This is a genomic window from Spirosoma endophyticum (genome assembly GCF_900112365.1).
Classification (GTDB): Bacteria; Bacteroidota; Bacteroidia; order Cytophagales; family Spirosomataceae; genus Spirosoma; species Spirosoma endophyticum.
In genome coordinates this window covers 210,273-224,253 of record NZ_FOLQ01000003.1, presented here as the reverse complement: position 1 = coordinate 224,253, position 13,981 = coordinate 210,273, and the positions used below count along the sequence as shown (strand labels likewise).

At 49.7% G+C, this 13,981-nt stretch carries 8 protein-coding genes; 4 read left to right on the top strand and 4 right to left on the bottom strand.

Annotated elements, in window-relative coordinates; genetic code table 11:
- Position 1: 1 nt before the first annotated feature.
- Positions 2 to 1,009 (bottom strand): FAD:protein FMN transferase, encoded by a 1,008-nt coding sequence (locus tag BM202_RS10020; RefSeq protein ID WP_245776606.1) that lies wholly within the window; start codon positions 1,007 to 1,009, stop codon positions 2 to 4.
- A 40-nt stretch (positions 1,010 to 1,049) separates the two neighbouring features.
- On the opposite strand from BM202_RS10020, the gene BM202_RS10015 reads away from it, so the two are divergent.
- The gene (locus tag BM202_RS10015) at positions 1,050 to 1,253 is read left to right on the top strand and encodes a hypothetical protein (protein WP_093825532.1); all 204 of its coding nucleotides are present in this window, start codon (positions 1,050 to 1,052) and stop codon (positions 1,251 to 1,253) included.
- A 17-nt stretch (positions 1,254 to 1,270) separates the two neighbouring features.
- On the opposite strand, the gene aroC is transcribed toward BM202_RS10015, so the two are convergent.
- A complete protein-coding gene (aroC, locus tag BM202_RS10010) occupies positions 1,271 to 2,350 on the bottom strand; it encodes a chorismate synthase (protein WP_093825530.1) in 1,080 nt (359 codons plus the stop codon).
- Positions 2,351 to 2,401: 51 nt separating this feature from the next.
- On the bottom strand, positions 2,402 to 3,835 hold the full coding sequence (locus BM202_RS10005) for a BatD family protein (RefSeq protein ID WP_093825528.1): 1,434 nt from the start codon (positions 3,833 to 3,835) through the stop codon (positions 2,402 to 2,404).
- A 109-nt stretch (positions 3,836 to 3,944) separates the two neighbouring features.
- Between BM202_RS10005 and BM202_RS10000 the strand changes: the two genes are divergently transcribed.
- On the top strand, positions 3,945 to 4,163 hold the full coding sequence (locus BM202_RS10000) for a hypothetical protein (protein ID WP_093825526.1): 219 nt from the start codon (positions 3,945 to 3,947) through the stop codon (positions 4,161 to 4,163).
- Between the two features lie 87 nt (positions 4,164 to 4,250).
- On the opposite strand, the gene BM202_RS09995 is transcribed toward BM202_RS10000, so the two are convergent.
- Complete coding sequence (locus tag BM202_RS09995) at positions 4,251 to 5,645, bottom strand: MBL fold metallo-hydrolase RNA specificity domain-containing protein (RefSeq protein WP_093825524.1); 1,395 nt, start codon at positions 5,643 to 5,645, stop codon at positions 4,251 to 4,253.
- A 120-nt stretch (positions 5,646 to 5,765) separates the two neighbouring features.
- Between BM202_RS09995 and pbpC the strand changes: the two genes are divergently transcribed.
- Together pbpC and BM202_RS09985 are read left to right on the top strand one after the other, a co-directional pair.
- Complete coding sequence (gene pbpC, locus BM202_RS09990; protein ID WP_093825522.1) at positions 5,766 to 8,225, top strand: penicillin-binding protein 1C; 2,460 nt, start codon at positions 5,766 to 5,768, stop codon at positions 8,223 to 8,225.
- Positions 8,226 to 8,339: 114 nt separating this feature from the next.
- Positions 8,340 to 13,898, top strand: coding sequence for an alpha-2-macroglobulin family protein (locus BM202_RS09985; protein WP_093826251.1), 5,559 nt, complete (start codon positions 8,340 to 8,342; stop codon positions 13,896 to 13,898).
- Positions 13,899 to 13,981: the final 83 nt, after the last annotated feature.

The window sequence follows — 13,981 nt, the reverse complement described above, 5'->3', positions numbered from 1 at the left end:
GTCAGAACGGGGTCGATTGCCATTTGTGCAATCGACCCCGTTTATTTTCCAGCAGGAGGAGTTTGGCGCCCGGAAAACGACGTAGCAACCGACGACTTTTGCGCATACCTGCCACACTGAACACCTTGGTAAGTGCATCGGCATGGTATCCATCGGGCGCGAAAACGGTTGCCTGAACAAAGTGCTTCAGCCCCAGACCCGAGCGTGGATTCATGATGTGTGAGTAACGTCGGCCGTTATGTTCCAGGAAACGATACGTATCCCCGGAGGTAGTGATCGCTGCATTTCTCAGCAGAATCGTTGTCGTGTCTGCATCACCAGCTTTACCAGATCCAATCCCTACTCGCCAGCCAGCACTTCCTGGTGGCGGATCACTGGCTAAAATGTCACCTCCAATATCGACTAAGGCCGAGCGGATGCCAAAACGGCCTAGAACCATTAGCGCTTCGTCAACGGCAAATCCTTGCCCAATACCACCAACATCCAACCGCATCCCGGCTCGACGTAAACGTACTGATCGCGTTGTAATATCCAACTCCAGTAGCCTGTAGCCCACTGAACGCCTGGCCTGGCGACGTTCTTTGGCGGTTGGAAACTCCTTCCGGCGAACGGCCCTACGCCATAGTAACGACAGCGGGCCAACCGTTGGATCGAAGTGGCCATTCGACAAGTGGGCTATAGTTTGGGCTTTGCCCAATACGTTAAATAAGTCTGTTGATACCGGGACCCATTTACCAGAGCCAGCTGTTGCCGATACCCGATTGATCTCTGAACCATCCATATAATCACTCATGACCTGGTTTAGGGAGTCCATCCGAACCGAAACGGCTGCATAGGCACGATGGGCGATCAGGCTGTCGGGCGCGTAGAAAATAACGTTAAACTGCGTCCCCATCAGTCCACGGCGGAACGAAAACCGAGCCAGATCAGGTTGCGCCATAACCAACCCCGGCAACAACATAGCCATCGCAAAGGCTAGTAGAAAGCAAAAAGATAAACGGGCGCTCAAGATGTTTTAATATAGCCGTCTTACCAGCATCGACGTACTAATGGTTACTCTGAAAAACAAATACATACTTTTGGCAGCCGGGTTCTGGCTATCCGGTCTTGTCCTGACACTTTTGGGGGCTTATGGAAAGAGCCATCAATGGGAAGCAACAGGTACGTTGCTGACAGTCGGTATTTCGGCGCAGGCGATTGGCTTCGCTTTTCTGGGGTTCGCCATTATGCAAGCCGTCTTCAAGAAAAAATAAGACCTTTCGGGCGATTTTCACACTTGGGCTACCTTGTTCCGCAAATACATATCGGCTAGCACCAATGCGGCCATCGCTTCAATAATGGGAACGGCACGGGGAACCACACAGGGATCGTGGCGACCTTTGCCTGAAACCGTTACGGGTTGGCCGTTTACGTCAACACTATCCTGATCCTGCATAATCGTAGCCACAGGTTTGAATGCTGTGCGGAAGTAGATATCCTCACCATTGCTTATACCTCCCTGAATTCCGCCTGACTGGTTTGTTTTCGTCCGAACGCGGCCCTGTTCATCCGTGTAGAATTCGTCGTTGTGCTGGGAGCCGTACAACTCTGCTCCAGCAAATCCACTACCATATTCGAAGCCTTTCACCGCATTGATACTCAACATAGCTTTACCCAATTCTGCGTGGAGTTTATCAAAGACAGGCTCGCCCCAGCCTACCGGTACACCGGTTATAACACAGTCGACGATGCCTCCAATCGAGTCACCTCGTTTGCGGGTTTCGTCTATGTATTGAAACATTTGTTCGGCCGTTTCAGGATCGGGACAACGGACGGCATTTTCTTCTGCAAGGGCCAGATTTAATTCCGTATATGGTTTTTCGAGCTTGAGTTTACCAACCTGTGAGACGTAAGCCTGTATCTGAACGCCCTGCTGCGCCAGCAGTGATTTGGCAATGGCACCAGCCGCAACCCTGGCGGCTGTTTCGCGGGCCGACGACCGACCGCCACCCCGATAATCCCGGGAGCCATATTTCGTCTGATACGTATAGTCAGCGTGAGAAGGCCGGAACTGTTCGACAATGTGGCCATAATCTTTGCTACGCTGGTCGGTATTGCGGATGAGCAAGGCAATGGGCGTTCCCTGCGTTTTGCCTTCAAATATGCCCGAGAGCACTTCAAACTCATCGGCTTCGCGCCGTTGGGTCGTAATGCGCGACTGGCCGGGCTTGCGTCGATCCAGCTCATGCTGAATGAAATCAGCATCGAATGGCAAACCGGCAGGACAGCCGTCAATCACAACACCAATACCGGGCCCGTGCGATTCGCCGAATGTAGAAATCTTAAATAGTATTCCGTAAGTACTGCTCATGCTGGTGAATTTCGCCCGGTATTGTTACACTTTGGTTCCTACCCGGCAGCTTTACTTTTTTATAAACACAAAAATCATTCCTAATAACATGATCACGATCAGCACATTGGCTATGGCCCTAATCAAAGCCGAGACACTAATTGGCTGTTTGGAGCTATCCATAGCTTCGATTCCGGTATAGAACGAATTACCAACAGGCATACCTTGTCCAATTTCCCCGTTTCCAGATGCTAATAACGTAGCATCTAATGGACCTTTACCACCTACTTGCAGCGTCAGTTGAGGTCGAAGCGTATCATAGCGTGCAGTTTGCGGGTCGAAGTAAATCCATTGAAAGTGATTTGCCAACGAAACAGCTCCATTTTGGTGCGGTATAAGAAAATAAGTAAAGGTCTTATTACCCGTTACCTGATTACCGTCCTGACTAAGTACATGACGTTTTTCGGGTGGAAATACATCAACGTCCGTATTTTCATTCATGATCGTCGGTGCTGGGAGCGTAGCAATATTACCCATACCTGCAACTACAAACGTATAGCGAACACTTTGCCCGACACCAATGCGTTGCCTTTCCAACCTCTCCTCCAGCCGGAACGTTCCGATGGGTGCTCGACCTCGTAAGGGGTGCGCAGGTAACGGTCTGATAACGATAGTCAATGGCTTGCTGGTAAAGACGACTTTTTCGGCGTCTGACTGTGGTGGACCAATAACAGGCCGTCGCCCTAATTGAAGCGATACAGCAGGTAAGTTCAGCGCCTGATTTGATAGTGGAAAAAAGATAGACTGGTAGAGCCGATATTCACGAAATTTCTTTTCTTTAACGATTGCCGGAACGGGTTTTAGCTCATTGATAGCCAGATTTTCCTCCCATGAATTAACCGGTCGTATTTTTTTAATTATTACCTGTAGCTGAGTATTGAGCGCCGTAAAATTAAGTTCAAAAGGATAATTATCAGCGACGAAAAACGACAATGTGAGTGCAACGCCCTCACCAGTATAGATCGCGGCCTTCGACGACCTGAGCGACAGGAAAGCCGCGCCAGTGGGCACAATATCGTTTGTACTTAACGTAGCACTGAGCGGTGACGAACTGGTTAATGAAGGCTGAACTGTAAGTGTAGCGCCATCCGACTCCACTGTTTCGTTATTGACGACTATGGAAAAAGGAGGCAAGCGGTACCGACCCGGCAAACGAGCCTGATAATTTTGCGTAATTACTTGATTAGTAATTGTTTTTCCGCTTAATTCACTTGTCGTTACACTCGCCGATGTTCCCTTTTTCGTAAAGCCGGTAATATCTGGAAAGTTGATCGTTGGGCGCGTTTCACTATTCGCGATAATGACTGAGATGGTAAAAGGCCGTTCAATCGGAAAGTCAGTTTCGCCTAATTCTATAGTTGCAACATTATCAGTGACTTGCCCAAATACAGCAAATCCACAATAAAAGTATAGTACAAAAAATTTGCGGAATATGTCAAAAAACATTGATAATTTTGAGCAACAAATTGTTGACTAGATCGTTACGCTTAATAAGAACGAACCAACTGACCTCTTTTAATATCCATAGGCTTCCTTAACTAGAAAATGACGTATTATGCTCTCTATGCTTGAATACATCAAAACAATCCTTCAGAAGGTAAGTTTTGACAGATCCCTCTTTGAAAAAGAACTGGCGAAAGCCATTAAAATGCTTATTCCTAAAGAACTCAAGCAACTTAAACGGTGGTGTTACGCGCAATTTGGTAAAGTATATCGCGTAGTATTGAATCACTGTTTCTCGCGGGTTCCATTTGCCCGTGCTCGTTTTACCTAATCTGACGACTCATTTTCCTGGAATGAAATGCCCCCGGCTTCTAGAAGCCGGGGGCATTTCATTTATTTACGGTTTTATATGAGCCCATTATAACGTAATCTTTTCCCGCATTTCCGGTATCTCGATATGCTGAAATCCAGCTACCTGCAAATGATCCTTCCAGATTAGTTGCTTATCATACTCCCCGTGAACCAGAAAAATGCGTTTAACACGGGAGGCATCCTGACAGCTCAAGACTTGAAGCATCTCTCGGTAATCGCCGTGGGCCGAGAATGAATCCATAATGGCGACCTGTGCAACAACAGGATAGCGTTCACCAAAAATAGTCACTTCTTTATCACCTCGTTTTAAGGCACCTCCCAAACTGTTGGGAGACGCATAGCCAACCATTAAAATAGTCGTATTGGGCTTGGTAATGTTATTTTTGATATGGTGTTTGATACGGCCGGCTTCGGCCATTCCCGAGGGCGCAATAATGATACACGGCTCTTTGCTGTCGTTGATCGCCTTCGATTCTTCGACATCCGTAATATAATGCAGATTCGGGAAGTCAAACGCATCACCGTCTTTTTTGATGTACGCCAGAATATCAGGATTGAAATCTTCTTCGTGATCCCGCATAACCTGCGTTGCTTTCACTGACATCGGACTGTCGATGTATACGGATAATCGCGGCAACTGCCCTTCACTTGACAATTGATCCAGTGCATAAATTATTTCCTGCGTGCGGTCAACTGCGAAAGCTGGAATAATTAGTTTTCCCCGTCCTTCCACGCAGGTTTTTTGTACGATACGCAGCAAATGCGCTTTCATATCGGGTTCGGCTTCGTGGAGCCGGTCGCCGTAGGTCGATTCACAAATGATATAATCAGCTTGCGGAAACGGTTGGGGTGAACGTAGTATTTTATCATCGGGCCGACCAATATCGCCACTAAAGAACAGATGCTTTTCAGCTCCGTTTTCCTTGATGGTAAGACTGACCGATGCACTGCCCAACAAGTGGCCGGCATCGGTCAGTAAAGCTGTCACTTCATCGCAGACAACGAACGGCGTATTATAGTCGACAGGCCGCATTTGGTCAAGGGCCTGCTGCACATCTTTTTCGTCGTATAAGGCTTCCAGTTCCGGCTCATTACGCCGTTTGCGCCGTTCATTGACGCGTTCGAGATCGCGCTCTTGGATGCGGGCACTGTCCATCAGCATCAATTCACAGAGGTCAATGGTTGAGGACGTAGTATAAATGGGTCCTTTATATCCCTGTCGCACAAGCCGGGGAATCAGCCCTGTATGGTCGATGTGCGCGTGCGACAGCACCATATAATCGACCTGAGCTGGATCAAAACCAAATTGCTGGTTCAGTTCATCTGTATTGATACCCTGAAAAAGCCCACAATCGAGCAAAACTTGTGTACCGCTGGCGGTTGTGATCAGGTGCTTGCTGCCAGTTACGGTTCGGGCTGCGCCAAAGAATTGAATGGTCATTTTTAATTACACCGGTAACCCGGTATGGTTTCGTTGATTAAGGGAATTCACTGATTTTTGCAGTCAAATGAACTTTGCTCTGACGCAAGGGCACAGCGGGAAGTAACCAGAAATACACTAATGTTTAGGCCAATATTGGAAAACATTCGCGGTATCGCCAAACGAATTTGGCAATCACGTCTGGTGAAAACCCTGACCGTTGCCATATTGATTTTTTTAGGTCTGGATTTTTTCTTTCCCGTCCAAACTGATATTGCCTATTCGACCATCATCACCGCCCGGGACGGGTCCATTTTACACGCCTTTCTAAGTCGTGACGATAAATGGCGGATGTATGCCGAACTACCCGAAATTACACCTACCCTTCGCGAGGCCATTCTCTTCAAGGAAGATAAATATTTCCGGTACCATCCCGGTTTCAATCCCGTCGCCATGCTACGTGCCATAGGCAGAAACCTGCTTACAGGTCGCCGTACATCGGGCGCATCAACGATTACGATGCAAACCGTCCGGCTACTAGAGCCCCGCGAACGTACCTACGGCAGTAAGCTCATCGAACTATTCCGGGCGATTCAGTTAGAAGTTCATTATTCCAAAGACGAGATCCTACAACTCTACCTGAATCTGATTCCATATGGGGGCAATATTGAAGGGCTGAAATCGGCTTCACTGCTCTATTTTGGAAAACCGCCCGTTTTGCTCAGTCTGGCTGAACTCACTACGTTAACCATTATCCCAAACCGGCCATCGAGCCTGCGGTTAGGTGTGCATAATGCGCTCGTCGTGCAGGAACGAAATCGCTGGCTCAGTCGCTTCCGCTCGGCCCGGCTCTTCGATGAGGCAGCCATTACCGACGCCATCGACGAGCCACTTACGGCCTACCGGCGCGAAGCGCCCCAGCTGGCTCCTCACCTATCGCGCCGGTTGCGGGCGGAGAATCCAAATGCTCCCATCATTCATTCTACACTCAACCCAACGGCTCAGTCAACTACAGAACGTTTGGTACAACATTATGCGGATCGACTGCGAGCCAGCAATATCCACAACGCGGCCGTACTGATTGTGGATAACCAATCTCAGGAGGTAATTGCCTACGTTGGTTCTGCCGATTTTGGAAATGCATTTGATGGTGGACAGGTGGACGGTGTTCGGGCGGTACGTTCGCCGGGAAGTGCATTAAAGCCCATACTCTACGGCCTGGCCTTCGACGCGGGCCTTGTTACGCCAAAAACCAAACTGGCCGACGTACCTACCAATTTCAGTGGGTATGAGCCTGACAATTACGACCGTCGATTCAACGGCCCAGTCACGGCCGAGTTTGCGCTGGCAAACTCGCTCAATATCCCGGCAGTGGCCTTGCTAAAAGAGATCGGCACACCAACGCTTGTTTCGACGCTTCAGAGAGCAGGCTTTTCAACCATAAAAAAACAGGCTAAGGAATTAGGGCTTTCCATGATTTTGGGCGGCTGTGGCGTTACGCTGGAAGAAATGACACGCCTGTATACGGGGCTAGCCAATGGGGGGAAGTTGGGGGCGTTGCGGATGTATTACTCCACCGACCCGTCGGACCGCCCAGCCCTCCCCTTAAAAAAAGGGGAGGGAGGAAGCCAGCCAGTAACCCCTTTCCCTTCTCTTAAGGGGAGGGCTGGGCGGTCAAACGGGTCGGTGGGGCCAGTTAACCTTCTCTCCCCCGAAGCGGCTTACCTTGTCACACACACGCTTACCCAGATTACCCGCCCCGACTTGCCTAATAATTTCGACAATAGCTATCACTTGCCTCGCATTGCCTGGAAAACCGGCACGTCCTATGGACGCCGGGATGCCTGGAGCATCGGCTACAATCAACGATATACGATTGGCGTGTGGGTCGGAAATTTTTCGGGCGTGGGCGTGGCCGAACTCAGTGGTGCCAATACCGCAACGCCCTTGCTGTTCCAGCTATTCAACGTACTGGATTACAATTCACCAAGCGGTTGGTTCAAAGCACCTAAAACGGCCACTAAACTGGCGATGCGGCTCATCTGCCCCGAAACAGGCGAAATTCCTGGCGAGTTTTGCACCAATCCCGTGGCTGATTATTGCATCATGGGTGTGTCACGTTACCGACGCTGTCAGCACCAGAAGGCTGTTTTCACAAACGCTACCGGAACAATTTCGTATTGCGCGCACTGCCGCCCCGACTCGGGTGCCATAACCCGTTCTTACCCAAACTTATCGCCGGAGGTTACCGCATTTTATCAAAGCCGCCATATTCCATTTGAAGTCGCACCACCGCATAACCCAGCCTGTGAGCGCGTGTTCGGAAGTACGGAAGTTGGGCAAACGAGACCATTGATAACGAGTTTAAACGATGGTAGCGACTATTTTATCAACGCAAAACACCCTGTCGAAATGGAGCTGGGCTGCCTGGCTGCCAATGACGTACAAACCGTCTTCTGGTATCTGAACGACAAATTATATCGTCGGGCCAAACCAACCGAAGCCGTCTTTTTCCAACCCCGACTGGGTACGTTAAAAGTATCCTGCGCCGACGATAAAGGACGTAGCAATGATATCCGAATAGTTATTAAAAATGAGTAGTTGTTGTTTCAGAAAAATGGGGCAACGATACCTACAAATTCCGTCCGAATACTAACCCGTTCATCTGTTATGAACGGGTTTTTCGTTAATATTCGGCTCTTCTCCAATAACCCCATGAAAACGCGTTTTCCTGCTCTTTTTCTCTTCTTCCTATTCCTCGTCTTTACCCTTTTAAATTGTTCACGATTGCCGTTTAACGAAGTCTCGGTAGTGGGTCGAAACTTTGACGATGAGATCCAACAAACTCAGAATCTGATCTTTACATTCAATAAAAACGTTGGTCCCACCAGTCAACTCAATGAGTGGGATTCAACGCAGTATGTTCGCTTCATACCGGCGGTTCGGGGTAAATTCAAGTGGACAGCGTCTAACGAACTGGTCTTTTCACCCGCTCTTGCCTTCGATCCTGCCACAGACTACCGCGCCGAGCTAACTGATAATTTATTGAAACGTTCTTCCCAAAAAGACCTGAACGTGTCGGGCGATGATATATCGTTTCACACCCCGTATCTACAACTAACCAGCACCGAAAACTGGTGGTCCCGTTCGCGCGAAACCGGCCAGCCTGTCGCCAAGTCCCGACTCAATTTTAACTATCCAATTTCCACAGCAGATGTAGCCGAAAAATTATCGATTTCCATTGAAGGCAAGTCCATTACGTCGCAAACGTCGTCCAGTGATGCTCCGAACACGCTGGCCTTAACCCTGCCAAATGCACCAGCGGTAAAGAATGAACAGCCGCTTACCATAAAACTGGAGAAAGGGCTTAAAGTACCCAACACGGCCTATGTCAGCAAAGAAGCTATTGAGCAAACCACTACGTTGCCCTCTCGCTACAAAATTGAGATCAATGATGTGCAGGCACGTTTCGAAAATAACCGAGGGGTAGTACGTATTATAACCACGCAGGAGTTACAGCCGGGCGACTTAAGCCAGTATTATTCAATCCAGCCACAGGTTGCCACTACGGCCGAACTAACCGAAAATGGCTTTATCATCCGGGGAGATTTTAACGAAACAGATACGTATGTTTTAACGCTGACCGATCAGATTCGGGGCGTGTTGGGGACGAAGCTAGAGGAACCTGTAACGCGCGATCTGTTCTTCGGAAAAATGCCCGCCAGTATTCAGTTTGCCAATAAAAAGGCGCTCTATCTGTCATCAAAAGGAGCACGGAATATTGGCCTGAATATCGTCAACGTGCCCAAGGTGCAGGTGAAGATTGCAAAGGTCTACGAGAACAACATCCTGAATTACCTGCGCTCGAATCGCTACGAAGAATACAAGGAAAAAGCGAACGGCGAATGGGGGCCGTCGGGGGCATTCAATTACGGTAACGACGATTCAGGCGACCTAAGCGACGTACTGGTTAACAAAACAGTCGAGACGGCCGACTTGCCGAAAGTAGGTGGCGTTTCAGCTTTGAATCTGGCGCTACCCGATCAGAGTAATAATTTCAACGAGCATCCACTCCGGGGCGTTTATTTAATCTCCGTTGACTCCAAAGATGAGGCTTATCTGCAAGCCAGTCAATTAGTGTCAATCTCTGACATTGGTCTGGTGGCCCGGCAAACGAAGGATGAAGTACTGGTCTGGGCGAATTCGATACGTACCGCGGAACCCTTGCAGGGCGTAGAGATAACGCTGGTGAGCAGCAATAACCAATCTGTTTATACGCTCGAAACCGATGGCACCGGTTTTGCCAAATTTGATAAAGTAAGCGAAAAAGCACCCGGTTTCAAGGTTGCCCTACTCACCGCCCGAACATCCGGCAAACCCAACAGCGACGATTTCAATTTTCTCTTTTTGCCAGATACGCAGGTCGAAACATCCCGCTTTGAGGTGGGGGGGAAACGCGACAACGAATCAGGCTTCGATGCCTTCGTGTATGGCGACCGTGACATTTACCGTCCCGGCGAAACGATCCATTTTAACACCGTCATCCGATCACAGACCTGGCAAAGTGTTGGCGAAATTCCGGTTTTGATTCGCGTCCTGATGCCCAACGGGCGCGAATTGAGGGCGTTTCGTAAAATGACCAATGCCCAGGGGGCCGTAACAACCGACATACCGCTCAATCCAGCCGCTGTTACGGGAAGCTACTCCATTGAAGTCCTGAATGCCAACAACGTACTGTTGACATCGCAGGCGGTAAGTGTTGAGGAGTTCGTCCCTGACCGAATTAAAGTAGACGTTCTGACGGATAAAACAAGCTACAAATCAGGACAAACCATCACCCTTTCTGCTACAGCCCTGAACCTGTTCGGACCACCTGCTGCCGATCGGGCGTACGAAATGGAATTGCAACTGAAGCGGAAAGTTTTTGCGCCCAAAGGATTCGGTGACTATGACTTTGATATTCCCAGCGATAACGCGACGAGTACAGGCGACGCGACGAGTAAGGCTGGCGTTTTTCCGAAAGAGCTTCGGCAGGGACGTACTAACGCGAATGGACAGGCAACCGAGAAATTCCCCATCTCTCCCCTTTACCAGGACATTGGCTTGTTGGAAGGAAAGTTATTTATCACTGTATTCGATGAGAATGGCCGACCTGTCAATCGACTCCGGCGCTTTGACGTACTTACCCAAGACACGTTTTTCGGGGTCCGACTGCCTGACCGATACGTAGCCACCAACGCACCCGTTGCCGCCGACCTAGTTGCTCTTGATCCAAATGGCGCGCTACGTGCTTCGGCTTCGGCAGCGGTCGAAGTGGTACGCTATGATTATCAGACGGTTATTGAGAAGAAAGATCAGCAGGTAAAGTACACAACGAAACGACGGGAGAAGCAGGTTTACGTGAATACATTACTTTTCAAAGCCGGAAAGTCGGCATTCCGCTACGTGCCAACCGTTTCGGGTGAGTACGAAATACGGATTCGCAGACCAGACGCCTTGGGTTATACAGCCACTACGTTTTATGCGTATGGCTACGGCAGTACGTCCGCATCGTCATTTGAGGTAAGTCAGGAAGGACAAATTCTGATGACGCTTGATAAACCAACGTATCAAACTGGCGATAAAGCCAAGGTACTATTTAAAGCGCCCTTTGACGGTAAATTGCTCGTGACCGTTGAGCGTAATCGCGTGCTTGAGCAGCACTGGCTGACAACGAATAACAAATCGGCGGAGTGGAGTTTCCCGATTGGGAGCGAACACTTACCGAACGTTTACGTAACAGCAACGCTCATTCGGGCTATTGATAACCGGGGTGCTGGCGCAGACCATCTTCCACTGACTGTTGCGCATGGCTTTGCGCCAGTGGCGGTTCAGGATGCCGACACGAAGTTGCCCGTGACGATTACGGCAACAACGCAATCCCGATCAAAAACGAAGCAGGTGATACATATTAAAACAGCAAGCAACGCTCAGGTAACGGTGGCCGTTGTGGACGAAGGAATCCTGCAACTTAAGAACTTCAAAACGCCAGACCCTTACGGTTTTTTCTACCAGAAGCGGGCCCTCGAAGTGGGTAGTCACGATCTCTACGCGCTACTTTATCCCGAACTTTCGTTGAAGTCAACTTCAAGTTTCGGGGGGGATGGCTATGATCTCGAACGACGGGTCAATCCCCTTAGCAATGGTCGCGTGCGACTGGTAGCGCTTTGGAGCGGGATTTTAGAAACGGGCTCGGATGGTGAAGCGGAGTTCTCGGTCGATGTGCCGCAGTTTTCGGGGGATCTGCGCGTAATGGCGGTCGCTTACAAAGACAATGCGTTCGGGTCAGCCAACAGCAACATGAAAGTAGCTGACCCCATTGTTATCAGTACAGGCGTACCCCGTTTCTTGACCCCCGGCGATCAGCTCGAATTACCTGTTAACCTGAGCAATACGACGAAACAAACGGCAGTTGTTACAGCAAAAATAAGTTTGACTGGCCCGCTAGTAGCCGATAGTTTGAGTACACAAAAACTGACGATTCAACCCGGTCGGGAGAGCCGCGCAATTTTCAGAATTTCTGCGAAACAGGCGATTGGTGCGGCTGCCATTACCGTAACGGTTAATGGGTTAAACGAAACGTTTACCGAAAAAACGGACGTAACAGTTCGCCCGGCGGCTTCTCTGCAAAAGACGACGCTGGCAGGTGTTGTAGCGGGTGGCAAGGCACAAACGTTCCAACTGGCGGGCAATTTCCTGCCCGGTACCGCAAAGGCTAGCATAACATTGAGCCGATCACCAGCTGCTCAGTACAGTCGTGAGTTGTCTTACTTGCTTGGCTATCCGCACGGATGCATTGAGCAGACGATTTCGAAAGCCTTCCCGCAGCTCTACTTCGCGGATTTGGCGAAGCAATTAGCGACTAATACGTATTTCGTTCGCGCGGGCGACAGTGACCTCAATCCAACGACCAATGTCCGGCAGGCGGTTCAGGCAGTTGAAGGGTTGCAGACGCAGAACGGCGGTTTCACCATGTGGCCGGGCATGGCAGCCGTGTCGGGTGAAGCCACGCGGGGACGGTCGAATGTCGATGAATGGGCAACTGCCTACGCCGTACATTTTCTGGCCGAAGCGCAGGAAGCAGGCTATGAAGTACGCGCATCGGTTTTAAGTTCGGCCATTGACTTTTTGACTACCTATACGAATAGCCCAACTACCGAAAACGCCGTTACCTTCGATGAGGCTGGCACCAAGACACTTCATAAAGTAGCCAGTCGAACCAGTATTTATTCGTTGTATGCGTTGGCGGTAGCGGGGAAACCCAACCGATCAGCCATGAATTATTACAAACAGAACGCCGGTCTGCTAACATCCGACAGCCGTTATCTGCTGGCATCGACCTTCTTCCGACTGGGCGACACACGTAGCTATACGACCCTGCTTCCCAAGCGATTTACGGATAACACAACCGGGCGGCAAACGGGTGGTAGTTATGCGTCACCGCTACGTAATCTGGCCCTCGTTCTCGACGCTCTGGTGGACACTGACCGCGATAATATTCAGATTCCCACATTGGCTCGCCAGCTATCTACCGCGCTCAATCAAACCAGCTATCTCAATACACAGGAAGCCGCTTTTGCCTTTCTGGCTCTTGGTAAGCTGGCTCGACAAACCGCGAACAGTACCGTTACGGCCACCCTTACCACAGGTAGTACGTCGCTTGGCACGATGTCCAATACTCTACTGAATCTTAAGCGGGTGCCAACTAACGTACTACTGACGCTAACCGCCAAAGGATCGGGCAATGTTTATTACTTTGCGCAGAGCGAAGGCGTACCGGCCCGGCCGGGATCGGCCAGCGGTAAAATTGCGGAAGAGGACAACGGTTTGCGCGTGCGTCGGCAGTACCTGAACCGTGATGGCAAAGTGGTGGGCGAGATTCGGCAGAATGATCTGGTCGTTGTGAAGATCACGCTGAGCAGCACCAATGGCCTGAACGTCGATAACGTAGTGATAACTGATTTACTACCGGCTGGCTTTGAAATCGAAAATCCGCGTTTGACAGAGCCACGGGATATGCCCTGGATAAATAAGCCTGACGTTCCTGACCATTTCGATCTACGCGACGACCGGATCAATTTTTATACCTCCGCTACCGGCACGGAACGAACGTTTTATTACTTAGCCAGAGCGATTTCGAAAGGCCGCTTCGTAGTAGGTCCTGTTTCGGCTGATGCGATGTACAATGGAGAATATAGAAGTTATAATGGAGCCCGGAACGTAACGATTCAATAAATTTTCCCTCAATACATTGGCCGCCAATGTATTGGAGAAGTTGGAAATACACTACTTGCCCTTAATTATCTAACAAAATCCCA

Bases quoted from the DNA above. Each gene is read 5' to 3' on its own strand.
- BM202_RS10000 (WP_093825526.1), top strand. From the start codon at position 3,945: ATGCTCTCTATGCTTGAATACATCAAAACAATCCTTCAGAAGGTAAGT.
- BM202_RS09995 (WP_093825524.1), bottom strand. From the start codon at position 5,645: ATGACCATTCAATTCTTTGGCGCAGCCCGAACCGTAACTGGCAGCAAG.
- BM202_RS10005 (WP_093825528.1), bottom strand. From the start codon at position 3,835: ATGTTTTTTGACATATTCCGCAAATTTTTTGTACTATACTTTTATTGT.
- pbpC (WP_093825522.1), top strand. From the start codon at position 5,766: ATGTTTAGGCCAATATTGGAAAACATTCGCGGTATCGCCAAACGAATT.
- BM202_RS10015 (WP_093825532.1), top strand. From the start codon at position 1,050: ATGGTTACTCTGAAAAACAAATACATACTTTTGGCAGCCGGGTTCTGG.
- BM202_RS09985 (WP_093826251.1), top strand. From the start codon at position 8,340: ATGAAAACGCGTTTTCCTGCTCTTTTTCTCTTCTTCCTATTCCTCGTC.
- aroC (WP_093825530.1), bottom strand. From the start codon at position 2,350: ATGAGCAGTACTTACGGAATACTATTTAAGATTTCTACATTCGGCGAA.